This is a genomic window from Terrabacter sp. LjRoot27 (assembly GCF_964254175.1).
GTDB lineage: Bacteria > Actinomycetota > Actinomycetes > Actinomycetales > Dermatophilaceae > Terrabacter.
This window is the reverse complement of the sequence record NZ_CAXUSS020000001.1, coordinates 118,202-138,787: the sequence shown is the minus strand read 5'-3', so window position 1 is coordinate 138,787 and position 20,586 is coordinate 118,202. Positions and strand designations below refer to the sequence as shown.

The window sequence follows — 20,586 nt, the reverse complement described above, 5'->3', positions numbered from 1 at the left end:
CCAGATCTCCGCGGGCTCGAGCGGCCTCTGCTGCCAAGGGATCCGGGTCAGAAGTTGTTGGCCATGTTGGTGAAGCGACTGAAGTGGCCCTGGAACGCGACGACGATCGTGTCGGTGGGGCCGTTTCGGTGCTTGGCCACGATGAGGTCGGCCTCGCCCTCTCGAGGCGAGTCCTTCTCGTAGGCGGCCTCTCGGTGGAGCAGGATCACCATGTCGGCGTCCTGCTCGATCGAGTTGTGCACGGCGATGCCATTGGCAATGAAGTTGTGCGTGCCGAGCACCGTCGCGTCGAAGACCTCCTCGACACCGTCCGGCTCCACCGAGACGACGCTGTCCCAGAGGACGTCGTTGACGGCGTAGAGCTCGAGCTCGGCGCTGTCGAGGACGGCGGCGACCTGCGCGAGCCGCTCCCGCGACGGGCTGTGCCGGTAGATCGCGGACCCGTTGTACTGGACGCCCATGGCAGCTTGGAAGGCCCGCGTCGTCATGCCCTGCTCGGACATGACCTCGCGCACCGTGTCCCAGATGCCCACCGGCACGGTGTCGACATTCGTGTTCGACTTCGTCTCCCGGACGATCTCGAGCAGTCGTTCGGCCTGGACGCCCCGGTCCCCGTGGACACCGATCTCCTGGAGGAAGCGACGCTGGCTGTCACTGCCGGAGACGTCGAGGGTGTAGCCCGGTCGATAGCCGGCCTTCCGGACCGTGCGCACCCGCGTGGAGATGCCGAAGCGGAGGAGCAGTCGGGACAGGTCGTCGACGAGGCGTCGTGAGGTGGAGGCGTAGTAGACGCGGCCTCCGCGTCCGTTCTTGTTGACGGTGACCGAACCGTCGGTCGACCAGATGTGGCGAAGGAAGAGGGCGATCTGCCGCTTGGAGACGTGGAAGACCGGCTCCGGCACGAACTTCTCGTGGCTGCGCTTGTCGAACAGACCCAGCCCATCGAGCCATTCGGCGATGGGGTTGCGCTTGCCGTGCGTCAGCCGAAACGGCGCGCGCAGCCGGAGCGTGCTGACGCGGGATGCGGGGTAGTCGTCGCGCTGAGCAGCGACACCGAAAGTGAGCGCTGCCTTGGTGACGGCCTCGAGGTTCGCCTCGTCGATGCTCGCGTAGCGGATCGGCTGCCGCGCCACCATCGACCCGTCGCCGAGCATGTGGGCGAGCAGGATGATCCGCGAGTCCTCCCACGGCTCATGCCGCTCAGGCGCAGGCACATGGCGGGGCACAGCGATCCTTGAGCCGGTGCGCAGGTCGCCCAGCGCAGTCCAACCGTCGTAGGCCAGGAAGGGATGGTTCTCCGTCGCCCGGACGGTCTTGCCGGAGGCAAGGGTCAGCTTGAACACCGGCTTCGTGCCGGTGGGAAAGACGTGCGTCAGGTGCCGCGTCACGTAGTGGAGCTTCTCGTCCAGGGCCCAGACCGGCACGTCCGTCGCACCGTCGGCATACAGCTGGCCGAGCGAGACCTCAGCACCGGTGTCGGCCCTCATGACCCGCGTCTCGGCGGTGAGGCAACCCGACTCACGGAGGTCGCTCATCGCGGGCTTCTTGTCGGTGCGCTGCTCGGGACCACGGTTCAGCTGCGAGATCGCGATGACCGGCACCTCGAGCTCCTTGGCGAGCAGCTTGAGGGCACGGGAGAACTCCGAGACCTCCTGCTGGCGCGACTCGACGCGCTTGCCCGAGCTCATGAGCTGGAGGTAGTCGATGACGACGAGCTTGAGGTTCTCGCGCTGCTTGAGCCGGCGGCACTTGGCGCGGATCTCCATGAGCGACATGTTGGGCGAGTCGTCGATGAAGAGCGGCGCATCGGAGACACGGCCCATGGTGGAGGCGAGGCGGGTCCAGTCCTCCTCGCGCATCGTGCCCTTGCGCATGTGCTGCAGCTGGATGCCGGCCTCGGCCGAGAGCAGACGCATGGTGATCTCGGTGCGGCTCATCTCGAGCGAGAAGACGACGGCGGCCATCTTGTGCTTGATCGCAGCCGACCGCACGATGTCCAGACCAATTGTCGATTTTCCCATCGCCGGCCTGGCGGCGATGACGATCATCTGGCCGGGGTGCAGGCCGTTGGTGAGGGCGTCGAAGTCGGTGAATCCCGTTGGCACACCGGTCATCTCGCCCGAGCGGCCCGACGCGACCTCGATCTCGTCGACCGTGGCCTCGATGATGTCGCCGATGGCGTGGTAGTCCTCGCCGCCGCGCTTGTCGGCGACGGCGTAGACCTCGGCCTGGGCCGCGTTGACGATGTCCTCGACGTCGCCTCCGCCCTGCGCGTAGCCGAGCTGGACGATGCGGGTGCCGGCCTCGACGAGGCGGCGCAGCACGGCGCGCTCGGCGACGATCTGGGCGTAGTAGCCGGCGTTGGCCGCGGTGGGGACCGACGCGATGAGCTGGTGGAGGTAGGCCTGCCCCCCGACGCGTCCGAGGTCGCCGCGCTTGGTCAGCTCGTCGCTGACGGTGATGGCGTCGGCGGGCTCGCCGCGGCCGTAGAGGTCGAGGACGGCGTCGTAGATGAGCTCGTGCGCGGGCCGGTAGAAGTCGGTGCCCTTGAGCTGCTCGACACAGTCGGCGATGGCGTCCTTGGACAGGAGCATGCCGCCGAGGACCGACTGCTCAGCCCCGACGTCCTGGGGCGGGAGGCGGTCGTCGGGTGGCCCCCCGTCACGGGTCGACGACGACGCGAACGCGCTCGTGCTCAGCTCAGCGAGCGACACGTGCTCCCCTTCCCCTGAGTGATGAATGACATCGGTGCAACCCGGTCCACACCAGTAGACAACGTGGCGCTGACAGCGCCTGGCAGGAGGGCGCCGACGAGACCTACCCAGCCCGTCGCGCACCTCCCCGAGGAGCACCCGCCCCACCGTAGGTGCGGGGCTCCACCGACAACAACCTCAACGGCCCCCCGCGTCCGTCCCCCTGTGGACAACCGGTGGACGGACACCCCCGACACGCCGTCAACAGGTGTGGACAACATGTGTGCACAACTGTGGGGATGTGGCGCCGGTCACAGGACGCCGTGCTCGGTGACCTGCGCAAACACCTGTCCACGGGGTGTGGAGAACAAGTTCCTCACCCCTGTGCGTTGTCCACAACCGGTCGCGACACGCCCGACCGTGGGGTATGCCGTCCGGCTGGGGCGCGCGGACACGCTCAGAGCCCGGCTGCCGAGGCGTCGTAGTAGTCCCGGTTGCGCAGTCCCGAGGCGGCGGCCTCGTCGAGCACGGCGGTCGCGTCGGCGTGCCACTGGAGCACCGAGGCCGGGCACGAGGCCGACAGCGGGCCCTCGAGGGCGGCCGCCACGGCCTCCGCCTTGCCCGGTCCGGACGCGACGAGCACGAGGCGTCGCGCGTCGAGGACGGTCCCGAGGCCCTGGGTCACGCAGTGGGTCGGCACGTCGTCGATGCCGGCGAAGAAGCGCGCGTTGTCGTGCCGCGTCCGGTCCGACAGCCGCTTGACCCTCGTCCGGGACGACAGCGCCGAGCCGGGCTCGTTGAAGCCGAGGTGACCGTTGGCGCCGATGCCGAGGATCTGCACGTCGACCCCGCCCGCCTCCCGGATCATGCGCTCGTACTCCGTTGCGCCGGAGACGAGCTCGTCCTCGTCGCGGCCGGAGCCGTCGGGTACGTGCAGCCGGTCCGGAGCCAGTCCGAGCGGCCCGCACACCTCCCGGAGCAGCACCTCGCGGTACGACTGCGGGTGCCCGGCCGGCAGCCCGACGTACTCGTCGAGCGCGAACCCGCTGGCGCCGCGCAGGTCGAGCCGACCGCTCGCCACGGCCTGCGAGAGCTCGGCGTAAAGGCCGAGGGGTGATGACCCGGTCGCGAGCCCGATGACCGGATCGGCGCGGCGGGCGGCGGACAGGCCGTCGATGACGACCTCGGCAGCCCGGCGGGCGACGTCGGCGGGCGTGGGCAGGACGAGGACCTCCATCAGCCCACCTTCTCACCGGGCACGGTGGCACCGGGGAGCGCGTCCGCGGTCGCGACCGTTGACCCGGTCGTTGCCCCGACCCCAGCCCCGACCCCAGCCCCGACCGCAGCCCCGACCGCAGACCCGACCGCAGCCCCGACCGCTGCGAGGCGCGGGGCGTCAGGGAGGGCGAGCCACGCCGCTCCGAGCGCCGCCACGGGCACGTCGGCCGGCAGCAGCTCGACGCGGTCGGGCAGGCCCAGGGCGGCGATCATCCTCGAGCTGCGGGCGCGCCGCTCGAGGTCCGCACGGATCCCGTCGAGCAGCGGGGCGCCGAGCCCGGCCAGGCCACCACCCACGACGACGCGTTCGGCACCGGAGGCAAGGGCGAGCACCTGGACCGCCAGCCCCACCCCGGTGCACAGCACGTCGACGGCCGCGGCCGCGAGCGGGTCGCCGGCGGCCGCCGCCGCAAAGGGGTCCGTCGTCCGGCGGCTCGGTGCGGGCCAGAGACGAGCGAGGGCCGAGCCCGAGGCCACCGTCTCGAGGCAGCCGACCTGGCCACAGGTGCACGGCGCGTCCCCACCGACGGGCAGGTGCCCGATCTCGCCCGCCGCACCGTCGATCCCGCGGACCACGACTCCGTCGCGCACGACGGCCGAGGCGAGCCCCGTCCCGAGGTTGAGGTAGGCCAGCGCCGCGTCGGATGCAGGGCCCGAAGCACGGTCCGACGCACGGTCCAGCCCAGGGTCGCCCCCGGTGCCCGCGCCGGCGGTCACGGGTGCGGCGGCCGACCTCGACCCGACGCCCGACGGCACACGCAGGCGCCAGGCACCGAGGGCCGCCGCCTTGACGTCGTTCTCGACCGCGACCCGGACGCCGAGGCGCTCGGAGAGCTCGCCCGCGAGGTCGAGGGACTCGACCTCGAGGTTGACCGCGTGCCGGACCCGCCCCCTCACGGGGTCGACGAGCCCGGGCATGCACGCCCCGACCGGCACGACGGCTCCCCCCGCTTCCGTGGCGAGGACCTCCTGCGCCAGCCGCACCGCGACGTCGACGACGCCGGCCGAGCCCCGGCCGGACGGTGCCGACCGCAGCGCCAGCACGGTGCTGTCGACCACGAGGGCCACAGCCGTCTTGGTCCCGCCGATGTCGATGCCGAGCCGTGGCCCGGCCGTCATCGCGCCGGCACCCCGAGGTAGCGGCCGAGGGCCTGGGCCACGACGACCGAGCCGCCGAAGGTCACGAGGTCGGCGCCGCCGCGCGGCCAGCCGCAGTCGACGACGATCGTCGGGTGGCCTTGCGCGCGAAGGCGATCGGCGACCTCCCAGAGCGGATGGCCCGCAGCGAGTCCTCGGCCGGCCACGGCCACCCGGGCCCCGTCGGGCACGTCGCCCTCCGGCGTCGTCAGCCCGGCGGCATCCGGCCCCCAGGCCACCCGCCCGACGGCGAGGTTGGGGTCGGACGCGACCTGGACGATGACGGGGTCACCGGGAGCGTCGAGCCACGCGCGCACGGCGTCGCCGACGGCGAAGCCCCGGACGAGCGCGCCGTTGGCCCAGGCGGGCACGACCGCGTCGCCGTCCTCACGCTCCGCGCCCACCTTTCCGACGCCGAATCGGCTGGACAGCAGCGCGACCCGCGCCGCGGCATCCTCCAGACGCTCGAGCGGCAGTCGCCCGGCCGCAGCCGCCTCGACGACGGCCTCGACGACCGCGAGGTAGCACTCCTCCGTGGTCTCGGAGCCGACGCAGAGCAGGTCGCACCCGGCGACGAGAGCGCGCACGGCCGCCTCGGGGATGCCGCTCTCCGCCGACGCCCCGGCCATGTCGAGGGCGTCGGAGACGATGACCCCCTCGAAGCCGAGCCGCCCGCGCACCACGTCACCGAGCACGGTCGGCGAGAACGTCGCGGGGCGCTCGGCGTCGATGGCGCTGACGACGACGTGGGAGGTCATGATGCACGCGACCCCCGCCTCGATCGCTGCGCGGAACGGCTCGAGCTCGCGGGCGTCGAGCACGTGAGCCTCGACGTGCACCCGCGGCAGTGCGTGGTGCGAGTCGGTCACGGTGTCACCGTGCCCCGGGAAGTGCTTGGCGCAGGCCGCGACCCCGACCGACTGCACGCCGCCGACGTAGGCCGCGGAGTGCCGGGCCACGTGCGCGGCGTCGGCCCCGAAGCTGCGCACCCCGATGACGGGGTTCTCGTCGGCCGAGTTGACGTCGACGACGGGCGCCAGGTCGAGGTTGATGCCGTGTGCCGCGAGCTCGCGCCCGATGGCCGCGGCCGAGGCCCGCGTCAGAGCGGTGTCGTCGAGGCGACCCAGCAGCGCGTTCCCGGGCTGCGTCGACCCGGTCGGGTAGTGCAGCCGCGTCACGTCACCGCCCTCCTCGTCGACGGCGACGAGGAGGTCCGGAGCCACCGACCGCAGCGACGCGCACAGCCGCGCCAGCTGGTCGGGGTCGACGACGTTCGCGCCGTAGAGGCAGACGGAGGCCAGCCCGGCGGCATACTCCCGCTCGACCCAGGCAGGGACGGAGGTGCCGACGAAACCGGGCATGAGCGTGCCGACAGCGAGGCGCCGCAGCGCCTCTCGTGAGGTGTTCATGTCAGCCCTTCACCGCCCCGCCGACGAGGCCGTTGCTCATGCGTCCCTGGACGACGAGGAAGAAGATGATGACGGGCACGGCGACGACGGTCGAGGCGGCCATGACCTGGCCCCAGTCGGTCTCGCGGGTCGCACTCGCCTGGACGAAGCCGCGCAGCCACAGCGGCAGGGTGCGTGACTGCTCCTCCGTCATGACGACCAGCGCGACGGTGAACTCGTTCCACGCCTGGAGGAACGCGTAGACGCCCGACGCGACGAGCCCGGGAGCCAGCAGCGGGAACGTGATCCGCAGGAACGCCTTGGTGCGCGAGAGGCCGTCGACCATGGCGGCCTCCTCGAGCTCGACCGGCACGCCGGCCACGAAGCCGCGCAGCATCCACACGGTGAACGGCACGACGGCCGCGGTGTAGAGCAGCGCGAGACCGAGCACGTTGTTGAGCAGCCCGACCGAGCTCATCATCTTGTACTGCGCGATGAAGAGGCCCTCGGCCGGCAGCATCTGGATGAGGAGCAGGGCGAGGATGAACGAGCGCCGGCCGCGGAAGCGGAAGCGGCTGATCGCGAGCGCCCCGAGGAAGGCGATGACGATCGCTGCTGCCACGGTGACGAGGGTGACGGCGAGCGAGATCCCCAGTGCTCGAATGAAGCCCGCGTCGCCGAACACGGTCGCGAAGTTGTCGAACGAGCCGCCGAAGGGCAGGAAGGTCGGGGTGCTCGACTGGAGGGTCACCTTGTCGAGGAAGGCCGAGTTGATCATCCAGTAGACGGGGAACGCCCAGACGAGGGCGAGGAGGACGGCGACGACGGTGAGGACCGCGCGCCGGGTCGAGCGACGGGAGCTGGCGGGGCCGAGGATGCGGCTCACGACTCCTCCTTCATGAGCGAGCGGACGTAGTACCAGCTGACGGCGACGGTGAGCAGGAGCATGAGGATCGAGACGGCGCTGGCCATCCCGAAGTCGCCTGCGCCCGTGCCGAGCTGGTAGATGTACGTGCCGAGCAGGTGGGTCTCGTTGGCCACGCCGCCGGCGTCCTGGAGCAGCTTGATCTGCGTGAAGACCCGCAGGTCCCAGATGAGCTGGAGCAGCAGGACGATCGAGATGACCGGCGCGACGAGGGGAAGGATGATGTGGCGCAGGCGTTTCCAGCCTCCGGCTCCGTCGATCTCGGCCGCCTCGAGCACCTCCGGGGAGAGCTGGGTCAGGCCGGCGTAGATCGACAGGGCGACGAAGGGCACGCTCATCCACACGACGATGACGGCCGCGACGACGAGGAACGAGAGCGGCTCGACGAGCCAGTTGTGGCCCTGGGCGTCGACGCCGAGGCGCTCGAGCGCCCAGTTGAGCAGGCCGTTGCGCCAGTTGACGATCCACGTCCACACCGTCATCGAGGCGACGACGGGCATGGCCCAGGCGAGCAGGAGCGCGACCTGGAGCACGAGGCGGCCAGCGCGGCTGACCGCGCCCATGAGCAGGGCGAGGCCGAGGCCGATCGCCACCGTCGACAGGGCGCACACGAGGCAGAAGGCGAGGGAGCGCCCGACGATGACCCACAGCTCGGGGTCGGTCACGAGCGACGCGTAGTTCGCGAGGCCCACCCACTCGGGCGGCTGGCCGAACTGCTGCATCATCCCGAAGTGCTGGAAGCTCGTGACGACCTGCCACCCGACGGGGTAGCCGAGCGCGGCGACGAGCAGGACGAGCGAGGGGAGCACGAGCCAGGCGGGCGTATGCCGTCGGGCCGGGCGGGCGGGAGCCGTGGGCTCGGGCGCGGGGGCGGTCTCGGGGGGAGCGGTCGCCGTGGAGGTCATGGGCGGGCCTTTCGAACGTGACGGCCGGCGGTCGGGTGGGTGGGCACCCGACCGCCGGACGTGGTTCACGCGAGGGTCAGGTCACTTGAGGTTGAGCAGCGGCGTGATCTTCGCGTCGTACTCCGTGGCCAGGGCCGTGAGGTCCGAGGCGTCCCGGATCTTGGAGAAGAACTCCTCCATGACCATCTTCGACTCGACGGTGGCCCAGCCCGGGGCGGCCGGCGTCAGCTTGGAGTTCGTCGCGGAGTCGATGAGCGCCTTGGCGAACTGGTCGTCGCCGAGCGAGCTGACGTAGTCGGTGTTGGCCGGGCCGAGGCCGGCGCCGCCGAGCTTCTTCTGGTAGTCGGCGGAGAAGATGATCCTGAGCAGCTCCTTGGACAGGGCCTGGTTCTGGCTGGCCTTGGAGATGGCGATGTTCGAGCCGCCGGCGAAGACCGGGGCGGGCTTGCCGTCGTTGCCGGGCAGGACGAAGGCGCTGAACTTCTTGTCGTTCCACTCGCGGACCTTCTTGCCGTCCTTCTCGACGAGGTCGCCGATGGACCAGTGCGCCCAGCCCGGCGCCATGATCGTCGCGGCGGCGAGGGACGTCTTGCCGGTGACGTTGCCGGACTCGTCGAGGATCTCGTCGGCGTCGTTGACGTAGAGCCAGGGGGTCTGGTCCTTGGCGTCGGCCGGGGCCTTCGACGCGTTCTTGTAGAGGTCCTGCAGCTGGGTCAGGCCCTTGACCGTGTTGGGGTCGGCGAGGGTCGAGACCCACTGGCCGTTCTCCTGCTTCGCGAGCTCGCCCCCGTTGGCGAAGATCCACGAGATGCCGTTGCGCCAGTCCTGGCCACCGAGGAAGAAGCCCGAGAAGTTCTTGATGTTGCGGGGGTTCTTCGTCGTGATCGTCGTGACCGCGGCGTTGAACTCGTCGAGGGTCTTCGGCGCGGCGACACCGGCCTCCTGCCAGAGGTCCTTGCGCGCGAACATGTAGCGCGAGCCGAAGTAGTAGGGCAGGGCGTACTGCTTGCCGTCGACCGAGCCGACGTCGACGAACGACTGGAGCAGCTTGCTGCCGCCGAGCTCCTGGTACAGGTCCGACACGTCGCTGAAGGCGCCGACGTTGGTGAAGGTCGGGCTCTGCGTGTTGCCGATCTCGGTGACGTCGGGCGTGTTCTTCGGGTCGGGCAGCGACGTCGTCAGCTTGGTGACGAGGTCGCCCCAGCTCTGCTCCTCGATCTTGAGGGTGGCACCGGTCTTCGTCTTGAAGGTGTCCTGCAGGTAGGTGCGCAGCTCCTTCGGGGTGTCGGTGCCCGCCAGCCAGAGGGTGATCGTCTTGCCGGCGTTGCCCGACGCTCCCGCGGACGGGTCGGTCGTCGAGCCGGTGGCACCCCCACCGCACGCGGTGAGGACGAGCGCCGCGGTGGTCGTGGCCACGGCCAGACCCAGGGTCTTCTTCATTCCTTGTCTTCCTTTCGAAGGGCCGCGGTGCGGACCGGTTGTTCGCTGGACGCGAGTGGAGGGGTGTCCCTGTGGAGGGGAGTTCGAGGGGGTGGTGCGCTGTCGTGGACCGAGGGCGTATGCCGTCCGGCCGGGTCGGGGTGGACGGCGGGGTCAGGCGACCCCGAGCTGGTCCCAGAGGACGAGGACGGCGGCGCCGCGCAGGACGATGTCGTCGGAGCGGTGCGCGAGGCGCACCGTGAGGTCGGTCGTGGTGCGAGCGAGGAGGCGGGCCCGGAGGGTCTCCTCGACGGCGTCGCGCAGGACCCCGCCGAGGAGGTGCTCGGGTCCGCTGAGGACGACCTCCGAGAGGTCGAGGGCCGCGACGACGGGGGCGAGGGCGATGCCGAGACGCTCGCCGGCCTCGCGGAGCGGCTCCTGCGGGTCGTCGGCGGGTGCCGAGGCGAGCGCCCGCTCGAGGTTGGGGGCCGAGATCCACGTCTCGAGGCAGCCGACCTTGCCGCAGCGACACGTGGCACCGCCGTCGGTGCCGACGGTGACGTGGCCGATCTCGCCCGAGGCGAAGTGTGCACCGCGCACGCGCTGGCCGCCGACGATGAGGCCGCCACCGACACCGCGGCCGATCTTGACGAGGACGAGGTCGTCGCCGCCGTCGCCGAGCGTGTAGTCGGCGTGGACGGCGGCGTCGGCGTCGTTGACGACGAAGACGGGCAGGCCGGTCGCGTCGGCGACGATGTCGCGCAGCGGCACGTCGTTCCAGCCGAGGTTGGGGGCCGTGTCGACGACGCCGCCGGGCCCGACGATGCCGGGCGTGCCGACGCCGATCCCGAGCAGCGGCGCGGTGGCGGCACCGATGACCTCGTGGACGAGGTCGAGCACGGTGTCGACGACGGCCTGGCCGGAGTCGTCGCCGATCGGGCGCTCGGCGCGGACGAGGATGTTGCCGTCGAGGTCGAGCACCGCGGCGCGGAGCACCTCGTGGGCGGCGAGGTCGACGCCGATGGCCTGCAGCCCGGTGCGGTTGACGTCGACGAGGGTGCCGGGCTTGCCGGGGCGCACGACCTCGGAGGGTCCGAGCTCGACGGCGTGGCCGCTGTCCATGAGCTCGGAGACGAGGTCGGAGACGGTCACCTTGCTCATCCCGAGGCGACGGGCGAGGTCGGCGCGGCTCATCGCGCCGACGGAGTAGAGCATCTGGAGCACGAGCGAGAGGTTGTGCCGCCGGCCGTGGGCAGGCAGCACGGCAGTGCGGGGGGAGACGCGGCGGGCTCGCGGCAGTGCGGTGGTCACGAGAGTTAGTAAAGTTTACTAACTCTCACTTGGCAACCCCCTCGTCGGGAAATGTTCACGTCCGTGCGCCACCGACGTCGCTCCGAGGTGATCCCGGCACCGCCGTGGGCCTACCGATCACCTCGGCCCCGGCGCGCGGTCTGCCGGGTCGGCGGCGGCAGCGAGCGGCCCCGGGAACCAGCGGTTCCCGGGGCCGGCCGTCGTGGACCGCGGGGCCCGAGGCCCACGCGTCAGCGACGGCGCATCAGCGCGTCAGCGCGTCAGCGCGTCAGCGCGTCAGCGCGTCAGCGCGTCAGCGCGTCAGCGCGTCAGCGCGTCAGCGCGTCAGCGCGTCAGCGCGTCAGCGCGTCAGCGCGTCAGCGCGTCAGCGCGTCAGCGCGTCAGCGCGTCAGCGCGTCAGCGCGTCAGCGCGTCAGCGCGTCAGCGCGTCAGCGCGTCAGCGCGTCAGCGCGTCAGCGCGTCAGCGCGTCAGCGCGTCAGCGCGTCAGCGCGTCAGCGCGTCAGCGCGTCAGCGCGTCAGCGCGTCAGCGCGTCAGCGCGTCAGCGCGTCAGCGCGTCAGCGCGTCAGCGCGTCAGCGCGTCAGCGCGTCAGCGCGTCAGCGCGTCAGCGCGTCAGCGCGTCAGCGCGTCAGCAGAAGGACTTGCCGGCGCACATCTGCTGCGGGCCGTCGACCGCCTGGGCCCCGGGGGCACCGACGAGGCCGACGACGGCGAAGGCGGCGACAGCGAGACCGATCATGTAGCGGCGTGCGTTGCGCATGAGTACTCCTGGGTTGTGAGTCGGCGGGCCACGACCGGTCGGCCGGAGCCCCGTGTCGTGCGCCTCCCGGCGACGGGCGACGCTCGGGAGGTGTCCCGTGCCTCCATCGAACGGCCGACGACCGCGAGGCGCGCGGCGTCTGCAGGTTGCTGCAACCCGGCCGGTGCCGCGTCGGCCTACAGTCGAGGTATGTGCCGCAACATCCGACAGCTCCACAACTTCGAGCCGCCCGCGACGAGCGACGAGGTCCGTGCCGCCGCGCTGCAGTACGTCCGCAAGGTCAGCGGGAGCACCAAGCCCAGCCAGGCCAACCAGGAGGCGTTCGACGAGGCGGTCGAGGCGGTGGCCCACGCGACGGCCCACCTGCTCGAGCACCTGACGACGACCGCTCCGCCCAAGGATCGCGAGATCGAGCGCCAGAAGGCGCGCGAGCGCAACGCGGTCCGTTTCGGCACCCCCGCCTGAACCGCGCCGGCTGACCTCCTTGTCGTTCTTCGTCGCCGTCGTCGCGGCGCTCCTCGCGCTGCTCACCTTCGTCCTCCACCGTCGCCTCGCCGTGGCGCCCGGCTGGCCCACGGGGGCCCGGCGCGCCGTCGCCGCCGTGCTCACGCTCGGCTGGGCCGCGACCCTGTGCGCCTTCGCCGTCCAGAGCGGCGTCATCGACCCGCGCGGCACCCGATGGCTCGCCTGGGCCGGCATGACGTGGCTCGCGCTGGCGTGGTACCTCCTGCTCGGCGTCGTCGTGCTCGGGATCCTCGCTCTCGCAACGAGACTCGCGCGTCGCCCACAGGCCCGGCGCTCGGTGCTGCGGGTGGGCACCCCGCTCGTCGTCGCCCTGGCACTCGGCACGACGGCATACGGCCTCCACGAGGCGTCCGAACCGACGGTCACCCCGGTCACGGTCACCGACGCCGAGCTCCCGGCCGAGTTCGACGGCCTGCGCGTCGCGCTCGTCACCGACCTCCACGTCGGCCCGATCCGTGACGCCTCCTTCACCCGCCGCGTCGTCGACCAGGTCAACGCGCAGCGTCCCGACGTCGTCGTGCTCGGGGGCGACCTCATCGACGGCAAGGTGAGCCAGGTGTCCGACGCGCTCGCCCCGCTCGCCGACCTCGAGGCCCCGCTCGGGGTCTTCGCCGTGAGCGGCAACCACGAGTTCATCTCGCAGGAGGCCGACGCGTGGATGGACCACTGGGAGACCCTCGGCATCGACGTCCTGCGCAACGAGAACGTCACGCTGACACAGGGCTCCGCGACCATCCGGATGGCCGGCATCCACGACGAGACCGGCCGGGGCCCCGACGCACCCAACATCGACCGGGCCCTCTCGGGCGTCCCCGCCTCGACGTTCACGATGCTCGCCGCGCACCAGCCCAAGGCCGCCGAGTCGGCCCGGGGCAAGGCCGTCGACCTCCAGCTCTCCGGGCACACCCACGGCGGCCAGCTGTGGCCGTTCCGGTATGCCGTCCTGCTCCAGCAGCCGGTCATCGACGGTCTCGGGGCGGTCGGCGACGTGCCGGTCCTGACGAGCCGTGGCGCCGGCGCCTGGGGTCCACCCGTTCGCGTCCTCGCGCCGCCGGAGATCCCGGTCATCACCCTGCGCGCCGGCTGAGTCCCGCCCTAGGCTGGCCGCATGGGAATCTGGGCGACCCAGGTCACGCCGCGCCTCGTCGCCGCCGGCGGCGGCGAGGACGAGAAGGTCCGCGCCCTCCGGGCCCGGGCCTGCGAGGGGCTCCACGGGGAGGTCGTCGAGCTCGGCTTCGGCAGCGGGCTCAACATCGGGCTGTACCCCGCTGCCGTGACGCGCATCGTCGCCGTCGAGCCGTCCGACGTCGCGTGGGAGCTGGGCGCGCAGCGCCGCGCGGGCAGCCCGATCCCCATCGACCGCGGCGACCTCGACGGACAGTGGCTCAGCCTGCCGGACGCGAGCGCCGACGCGGTCCTGTCGACGTTCACGCTGTGCACGATCCCCGACGTCCACCGCGCCCTCGCCGAGGTCCGGCGCGTCCTGCGACCCGGCGCCGCACTCCACTTCCTCGAGCACGGCATCGCGCCGGAGGAGGGCGTCCAGCGCTGGCAGCGCGTCATCGAACCGGTGCAGAAGCGGGTCTTCGACGGGTGCCACCTGACCCGTCCGATCGACCGGCTCGTCGAGCAGTCGGGTCTCGTCATCGAGGACATCGACCGCGCCTACGCTCCGATGCCGAAGCTGATGCGGCCGTGGGTCTTCGGCTACCTCGGGCGGGCCGTCCGGCCGGCCTGACGGCGAGCGCGACCCAACCGTCCCGCACACCCCGTCGTCGACCCCGCTCTCGACGTCTCGGTGCTCGAGCGCTGACGGCCCCGTCGGCGGCGCCGACTACGGTTGGCGCATGACGATCGGCCCGCACCCCGACCTCGTGTCGGAGGTGCGGGCCGCTCTCGTCGCCCGGGCCGACCCGGAGCGGGCAGCCGGCCAGCAGCGCTACATGAAGTCGGCGATGCCGTACCTCGGCCTCACGTCACCCCAGCTCAAGGCCACCCTCGCTCCCCTGCTCCGCGATCCCGGCCTCGCCATGGAGTCGCGCGAGCAGTGGGAGGCGACGATCCGGGCCCTCTGGGACGGCGCCACCCACCGGGAGCAGTGGTATGCCGCCATCGCCCTCGCGCGACACCGCGCCTACCGCGCGTGGGTCGACAGCGACGCGATGCCGCTGTGGGAGAGCCTGATCCGCGCCGGAGCATGGTGGGACGTCGTCGACGACATCGCGACGCACCTCGTCCGCGACACGGTGCTCGCGCACCCGGCGGTCGAGGGCCTGCGGATGCGCGACTGGGCCGGGTCGGACTCGCTGTGGGTGCGCCGTTCGGCGATCATCTGCCAGATCGGCGCACGTGACCGCCTCGACCAGTCGCTGCTCACCGACGTCATCGAGCCCAACGTCGACGACCCGGACTTCTTCAGCCGCAAGGCGATCGGCTGGGCGCTGCGTGACCATGCCCGCGTCGACCCGCAGTGGGTGCGCTCGTTCGTCGCCGCCCACCCGGACCTGTCCGGCCTCTCGCGACGCGAGGCCCTCAAGCACCTCGGGCCGCTGACGTGAGCCACCCGTGAGCCCCACCACCCCGCTGCCCACGAACCACCGCCGCGAGATCGTCCGCCTGGCGGTCCCGGCCTTCCTCGCGCTCATCGCCGAGCCGCTCTTCCTCCTCGCCGACTCGGCGATCATCGGCCACCTCGGCACCGCCGAGCTCGCCGGGCTCGGGGTCGCGAGCGCCTCTCTCGTGACGGCGGCCGGGATCTTCGTCTTCCTCGCCTACGGCACGACGAGCGTCGTCGCGCGTCACCTCGGCGCCGGCGACGAGCGCTCCGCGGTCAGCGCCGGCATCGACGGGTTCTGGCTGGCCCTCGGTCTCGGCGCCGTCACGGCGGCCTGCGTCGCGGTCTGGGCCGGTCCGATCAGCGCCGCCTTCGGCGCCTCCCCCGCCGTCCTCGAGCAGGCGACGACCTACCTGCGCATCTCCGCCCTCGGCATCCCCGCGATGCTCGTCATCCTCGCCGTGACCGGCGTGCTCCGCGGCCTCCAGGACACGACGACCCCCCTCGTCGCCTCGGTCGTCGGCTTCGGCGCCAACATCGTGCTCAACCTCGTCTTCGTCTACGGGTTGCACTGGGGCATCGCCGGGTCCGCGTGGGGCACCGTCATCGCGCAGACCGGCATGGGTGTCGCCCTCGTCACCGTGCTGCTCGTCAAGGCACGGGCCCGTCAGGCCCGGCTCCGCCCGCACCCGGCGCGCGTCCTCGCGGCCGCACGCACCGGCATACCCCTGCTCGTGCGCACCGTCGCCCTGCGCGCGATCCTCATCGTCACGACGTGGGTCGCGGCCTCGCTCGGCGACGTGACCCTCGCGGCCCACCAGGTCGCGATGACGGTCTGGTCGTTCCTCGCCTTCGCGCTCGACGCCCTGGCGATCGCGGCCCAGGCCATCACCGGTCGCGCTCTGGGCGCCGGCGACCGGACGGCGGTTCGCGACGCCATGGGCACGATGATCCGCTGGGGGGTGTGGGGTGGGCTGGCCCTCGGGCTCGTCATCGCCGGGCTCCACTCGGTCGTGCCGCCGCTCTTCACCCCCGACCCCGCCGTGCAGGAGGCGCTCGGTGCGGCCCTCGTCGTCGTCGGGCTCGGTCAGGCGGTGGCCGGCTACGTCTTCGTCCTCGACGGCGTGCTCATCGGCGCGGGCGACGGCCGGTGGCTCGCCTGGGGCATGGTCGTCACGTTCGTCGCCTACCTCCCGCTCATCCTCGCGGTGCGCTCCGCGGGACCCAGCGGCTCCCCGACCCGCGACGTCGTCGTGCTCTGGGCCGCGTTCACGGGGTTCATGGTGATCCGTGGCATCGGCCTGGGCTGGCGGGCCCGGCGCGACGACTGGATGGTCGTCGGCGCCCGCTGACCCTCAGCCGCCCCGGACGGCGCCGGCGACGAGGAGGCCGGCGGACGCGAGCGACAGCGCCGCCCGCACGTGGTTCATCGCGACCCAGCCGGGCGCATACCCCTGCCACGCCGCGGCCGCCGCGGACGAGCCGGCGTCGACGCGATCGAGCGCGTCGTTGCGTGGCACGTGGTAGGCGGCGGTGACCCCGAGGGCGACGACCCCGGTGAGCGCCCCGGCGACGAGCAGGGCCCGGGCACTGCCGCTCGAGCGGGCGAGCGCCCAGCCGCCGACGGCGAGCGACCCGAGACCCGAGACGACGAGAGGCACGGCGAGCCCGCGCGGGGCGGTGACGTTGACGGCCTGCATGGCGCGCACGGCGTCACCGGCCGCCAGCCGGTCGAGAGCCGGCATGACGAAGGTCGAGAAGCCGACGAAGACGCCTCCGAGCACGCCGGTGCCGAGGGCGGTCGCGAGGGTGACGGTGCGCATCAGGGTGGTGTCCATGTCTCCATGAGACCGCGCCCACGTGAGCAGGTGAATGCGTTTCCGGCTCATCAACCTCTGTGATCGTCTCACCGGCGTACCGTGGGGCGATGGACACCCTGAGCACCGTCATGGACGGCCACCGGGCTCGCGGCGCCTCGCTGCTCCGGTGCGAGATGCGGGCGCCGTGGTCCCTGCGCGTCGAGGACGAGGCCGCGCTGGGGCTCGTCGTCATGGTCTCCGGCAGCGCCCGGCTCGTCCCGACCCACGGCAGTCCGATCCGGCTCGACGCCGGCGACCTCGCCCTCGTCAAGGGCACCCACCCGTGGGTGTTCGCCGACGACGCCGCGACCGAGCCCACCGTCGTCATCGAACCCGGCAACGTCTGCCGGTCCCTGACGGGCGAGCACCTCGCCGTGTCGCTCGGCCTCGGGACGCGCACGTGGGGCAACGCGGGTGACGGGCCGGGAGACACGACCTTCCTCACGGCGTCGTGGGAGCTCGCGAGCCAGGTCACGGGCCGGCTGCTCGACGCCCTGCCCGACGTGGCGGTCGTCCCGGCCGACGAGGGCGACCCGACGCTCTCGGGACTGCTCGCGCGCGAGGTGCAGCGCGACCTCCCGGGCCAGGACGTCGTGCTCGACCGCCTCGTCGACCTCGTGCTCATCGGCGCCGTCCGCCAGTGGTTCTCGCGCGACGAGAGCTCGGCTCCGTCGTGGTGGAGCGCGGGCTCCGACCCGCTCGTCGGCCGTGCGCTCGGCGCGATGCAGGACGAACCCGGCCACGCCTGGACCCTCGACGCCCTCGCCGCCCACGTCCACGTCTCGCGGGCGACCCTCTCGCGCCGGTTCACCGAGCTCGTCGGCCAGTCGCCGATGGCCTACCTCACGCACTGGCGGCTGGCCCGTGCCGCCGACCTGCTCCGCACGGGCAGCCTCAGCGTCGAGCAGGTCGCGCACGCCGTCGGCTACGCGAACGCGTTCGCCTTCAGCGCCGCCTTCAAGCGCGAGCACGGGACCTCGCCACGGGCGTTCCGCTCGGCGCCGGGCCGGCCGGGCGCGTCGAGCCCCGTCCCCGGCTGACCCACCACGACGGATGTCGTATGCCGTCCCGCCCGCTCCCGCACGTCCCTGACCGACACGTGGGCGCAGTCAGGGCGAACTGCTACGGGTTTCCCAGCGTTCTTTAAGGTCCGGCGTCCATAGTCGATCTCGTGAGTTGCTCCTGTGCGACTCGGTGATCTCCTCCCCCTGTCGGATCACCGGGTCAAGGGCACCCGCCCCTGCTGGTCGAGTTCGGCGACGTGACCAGCGGGGGCGGGTTTTCTCGTATCCGGGCACCCGCGCGTCGCCTCACATCGCCCCGTCGGCGACCTCGACATCCGACAGCAGGGCCTGCACCTCGGCCGTCGTCGGCATCGCCGTCGAGCAGCCGAGCCGGCCGGCGACGAGGGCGCCCGCGACGTTGGCGAAGTGGAGGGTCCGCTCGAGGTCCCACCCCTCGAGCAGGCCGTGCACGAGCGCGCCGCCGAACGCGTCCCCCGCGCCGAGGCCGTTGACGACCCGGACGGGGAAGGCCCCGACGCTCACCTGCTCGGACGGCGTCATGGCGAGCACGCCACGCGGACCCTGCTTGACGACGGCGAGCTCGACGCCCGCCGCGAGCAGCGCCCGGGCGGCACGCTCGGGGTCGGTCTCCCCCGTGGCGATCTCACACTCCTCGAGGTTGCCGACGGCGACCGTCGCGTGACCGACGGCGTCGCGCACCTGCCTGCGGGCCTCGTGCGGGTCGCTCCAGAAGACGGGCCGGTAGTCGAGGTCGAGGACGGTGAGCGGCGCCCGGCCTCGCTCCTCCCAGGCGGCGCGGTGCGCCGCGCGGCTCGGCTCCTGACTCAGTCCGGTCACGGTTGACCAGTAGACCCGGGCCTCCCGGATCGCTTGCAGGGGAAGCGATTCCGCGGTGATGAGCAGGTCCGGCGCGATCGGGTAGCGATAGAACCAGATCGGGAAGTGGTCCGGCGGGAACACCTCGCAGAAGGTGACCGGGGTGGGCGGCCCACCGGTGATGGTCTGGACGTACGCGTCGTCGACGCCGAGCTGGAGCAGCTCGCGGTGGACGAAGCGTCCGAAGGCGTCGTCGGCCGTGGCGCTGACGAGCGCCGCGCGCCGGCCGTGGCGAGCCGCGGCGACCGTGACGTTGGCCGCACTGCCCCCGAGGAACTTCTCGAAGGTGCGCACCTCGTCGAGCGTGACGCCGTGCTGGAGGGGGTAGAGGTCGACGCCCACGCGACCGATCGCGACGAGGTCGTAGACGGTCACGGGAGCCTCCCACCGGAGCCGGGCCCACGCCGGCGTCTGGACCTCCACGCTAGCGGCGATCAGGTCACGGAATGGTCACGGCCCTTGACCGATGGGTGCCGGCACCCCCATTCTCCTCGTGAGAGCGCTCTCACGGCCACGTCTCACGCACGGAGAGCGCTCCCACACCCACACTGGGGATGAGACCAAAGGAGCTCTCCATGACATCCCGTTCCACCCGGATCGGCGCGCCCTCCGTGCGCTCTCGCCACGCCGTACTCGCCACCCTCACCGTCGGACTGCTGGCCCTCTCGGCCTGCAGCTCGGCTTCGGGTGGCGACAGCCCCTCCACGCAGGCCGGCAGCACCGGAGGTGGCGGACCGGTCACCCTGACGCTCGCCACCTTCAACCAGTTCGGCTACGAGGAGCTCATCCCCGAGTTCGAGAAGTCGCACCCGAACATCAAGGTCACCCACAAGAAGGCCGCGACGTCCAACGAGGCCCGCGACAACTTCTTCACCCGCCTCTCGGCCGGCAGCGGCATGGCCGACGTCGAGGCCGTCGAGGTCGACTGGCTCCCGGAGATGCTCCAGTACTCCGACAAGTTCAACGACCTCAACTCCGCGGACGTCCAGGGCCGCTGGCTCGACTGGAAGGCCAAGGCCGCCACCGACGCCGACGGTCACCTCATCGGCTACGGCACGGACTCCGGTCCCGAGGCCATCTGCTACCGCAGCGACCTCTTCAAGGCCGCCGGCCTGCCGAGCGACCGCGAGTCGGTCGCCAAGCTCTTCGGCAACACGTGGGAGAGCTACTTCGCCGCCGGCAAGCAGTTCAAGGCCAAGTCGAAGGTCCCCTACTTCGACAGCATCGGTGCCACGTACCAGGGCATGGTCAACCAGCTCGAGGCCGCCTACGAGAACCCGAGCGACGACGCGATCACCGCGACCGACAACGCCGCCGTCAAGAAGATCTACGACCAGGTCATCCAGGCCGGCATCACCGACGGGCTCTCGGCCAAGCTCCAGCAGTGGGGCGACGACTGGACCGCGAGCTACCAGAAAAACGGCTTCGCCACGATGCTCTGCCCCGGCTGGATGGTCGGCGTCATCGAGGGCAACGCCAAGGGCGTCAAGGGCTGGGACGTCGCCAACACCTTCCCCGGTGGCGGCGGCAACTGGGGCGGTTCGTACCTGACCGTGCCGAAGCAGAGCGCCCACCCGAAGGAGGCCCAGGAGCTCGCCGCGTGGCTGACCGCGCCCGAGCAGCAGATCAAGGCCTTCAAGAAGGTCGGCGCCTTCCCGAGCCAGAAGCAGGCCCTCGAGAGCCAGGACCTGCTCTCGTTCACGGTCGCCTCGTTCAACAACGCGCCGACCGGCCAGATCTTCGCCGACCGCGCCAAGGCCGTCACCATCACGCCGTACAAGGGCACCCACTACTTCGCGATCAACGACGCGATGCAGCAGGCTCTGACCCGCGTCGAGCAGGGCACCTCCCCGCAGGAGTCCTGGGACAAGTGGGTCGGCGACGTCAAGGCCCTCGGCTGACCTGACCCACCAGCCGGCCGTGGACGGCCC

At 71.9% G+C, this 20,586-nt stretch carries 18 protein-coding genes; 7 read left to right on the top strand and 11 right to left on the bottom strand.

The window, feature by feature from the left end:
• Positions 1–47: 47 nt before the first annotated feature.
• The 9 genes from ACSQ2D_RS00510 to ACSQ2D_RS00470 form a co-directional block, all read right to left on the bottom strand.
• Positions 48–2,714, bottom strand: a complete 2,667-nt coding sequence (locus ACSQ2D_RS00510) for a replicative DNA helicase (RefSeq protein WP_435984059.1) — start codon at positions 2,712–2,714, stop codon at positions 48–50.
• Between the two features lie 436 nt (positions 2,715–3,150).
• Positions 3,151–3,930, bottom strand: coding sequence for a glucosamine-6-phosphate deaminase (locus ACSQ2D_RS00505; protein WP_435984058.1), 780 nt, complete (start codon positions 3,928–3,930; stop codon positions 3,151–3,153).
• Positions 3,930–5,090, bottom strand: coding sequence for an ROK family protein (locus tag ACSQ2D_RS00500; protein WP_435984057.1), 1,161 nt, complete (start codon positions 5,088–5,090; stop codon positions 3,930–3,932). Before ACSQ2D_RS00500 ends, ACSQ2D_RS00505 begins: the two co-directional genes overlap by 1 nt.
• Positions 5,087–6,517: a beta-N-acetylhexosaminidase gene (gene nagZ, locus ACSQ2D_RS00495; protein ID WP_435984056.1), complete on the bottom strand. Its 1,431-nt coding sequence runs from the start codon at positions 6,515–6,517 to the stop codon at positions 5,087–5,089. Before nagZ ends, ACSQ2D_RS00500 begins: the two co-directional genes overlap by 4 nt.
• Position 6,518: 1 nt before the next feature.
• Positions 6,519–7,382 (bottom strand): carbohydrate ABC transporter permease, encoded by an 864-nt coding sequence (locus ACSQ2D_RS00490; protein WP_435984055.1) that lies wholly within the window; start codon positions 7,380–7,382, stop codon positions 6,519–6,521.
• Positions 7,379–8,326, bottom strand: a complete 948-nt coding sequence (locus ACSQ2D_RS00485) for a carbohydrate ABC transporter permease (RefSeq protein WP_435984054.1) — start codon at positions 8,324–8,326, stop codon at positions 7,379–7,381. The genes ACSQ2D_RS00490 and ACSQ2D_RS00485 overlap by 4 nt, the downstream gene beginning before the upstream one ends.
• 81 nt (positions 8,327–8,407) lie before the next feature.
• Entirely contained in the window at positions 8,408–9,766 is a 1,359-nt protein-coding gene (locus ACSQ2D_RS00480) for an extracellular solute-binding protein (RefSeq protein WP_435984053.1), read from the bottom strand.
• Between the two features lie 153 nt (positions 9,767–9,919).
• A complete protein-coding gene (locus ACSQ2D_RS00475) occupies positions 9,920–11,056 on the bottom strand; it encodes an ROK family transcriptional regulator (RefSeq protein ID WP_435984052.1) in 1,137 nt (378 codons plus the stop codon).
• 628 nt (positions 11,057–11,684) lie between these two features.
• Positions 11,685–11,816: a hypothetical protein gene (locus ACSQ2D_RS00470; protein ID WP_435984051.1), complete on the bottom strand. Its 132-nt coding sequence runs from the start codon at positions 11,814–11,816 to the stop codon at positions 11,685–11,687.
• Between the two features lie 189 nt (positions 11,817–12,005).
• Between ACSQ2D_RS00470 and ACSQ2D_RS00465 the strand changes: the two genes are divergently transcribed.
• From ACSQ2D_RS00465 to ACSQ2D_RS00445, 5 genes are all read left to right on the top strand, one after another.
• Positions 12,006–12,281, top strand: a complete 276-nt coding sequence (locus tag ACSQ2D_RS00465; protein ID WP_020141684.1) for a DUF2277 domain-containing protein — start codon at positions 12,006–12,008, stop codon at positions 12,279–12,281.
• 19 nt (positions 12,282–12,300) lie between these two features.
• Positions 12,301–13,428: a metallophosphoesterase gene (locus ACSQ2D_RS00460; protein WP_435984050.1), complete on the top strand. Its 1,128-nt coding sequence runs from the start codon at positions 12,301–12,303 to the stop codon at positions 13,426–13,428.
• A 21-nt stretch (positions 13,429–13,449) separates the two neighbouring features.
• Positions 13,450–14,079 carry a class I SAM-dependent methyltransferase gene (locus ACSQ2D_RS00455; RefSeq protein ID WP_435984049.1) on the top strand — a complete coding sequence of 210 codons (630 nt, stop codon included), beginning with the start codon at positions 13,450–13,452 and terminating at the stop codon, positions 14,077–14,079.
• A 109-nt stretch (positions 14,080–14,188) separates the two neighbouring features.
• Positions 14,189–14,899, top strand: coding sequence for a DNA alkylation repair protein (locus tag ACSQ2D_RS00450; RefSeq protein ID WP_435984048.1), 711 nt, complete (start codon positions 14,189–14,191; stop codon positions 14,897–14,899).
• 7 nt (positions 14,900–14,906) lie between these two features.
• Positions 14,907–16,247: an MATE family efflux transporter gene (locus tag ACSQ2D_RS00445; protein ID WP_435984047.1), complete on the top strand. Its 1,341-nt coding sequence runs from the start codon at positions 14,907–14,909 to the stop codon at positions 16,245–16,247.
• 3 nt (positions 16,248–16,250) lie between these two features.
• On the opposite strand, the gene ACSQ2D_RS00440 is transcribed toward ACSQ2D_RS00445, so the two are convergent.
• Positions 16,251–16,733, bottom strand: a complete 483-nt coding sequence (locus ACSQ2D_RS00440; RefSeq protein WP_435984046.1) for a DUF1772 domain-containing protein — start codon at positions 16,731–16,733, stop codon at positions 16,251–16,253.
• An 89-nt stretch (positions 16,734–16,822) separates the two neighbouring features.
• Here ACSQ2D_RS00440 and ACSQ2D_RS00435 point away from each other — a divergent pair, with 89 nt between their 5' ends.
• Positions 16,823–17,794, top strand: coding sequence for an AraC family transcriptional regulator (locus tag ACSQ2D_RS00435; protein ID WP_435984045.1), 972 nt, complete (start codon positions 16,823–16,825; stop codon positions 17,792–17,794).
• A 270-nt stretch (positions 17,795–18,064) separates the two neighbouring features.
• On the opposite strand, the gene iolC is transcribed toward ACSQ2D_RS00435, so the two are convergent.
• Complete coding sequence (gene iolC / locus ACSQ2D_RS00430) at positions 18,065–19,030, bottom strand: 5-dehydro-2-deoxygluconokinase (RefSeq protein WP_435984044.1); 966 nt, start codon at positions 19,028–19,030, stop codon at positions 18,065–18,067.
• Between the two features lie 200 nt (positions 19,031–19,230).
• Between iolC and ACSQ2D_RS00425 the strand changes: the two genes are divergently transcribed.
• Positions 19,231–20,556, top strand: coding sequence for an ABC transporter substrate-binding protein (locus ACSQ2D_RS00425; RefSeq protein ID WP_435984043.1), 1,326 nt, complete (start codon positions 19,231–19,233; stop codon positions 20,554–20,556).
• Positions 20,557–20,586 lie beyond the last annotated feature (30 nt).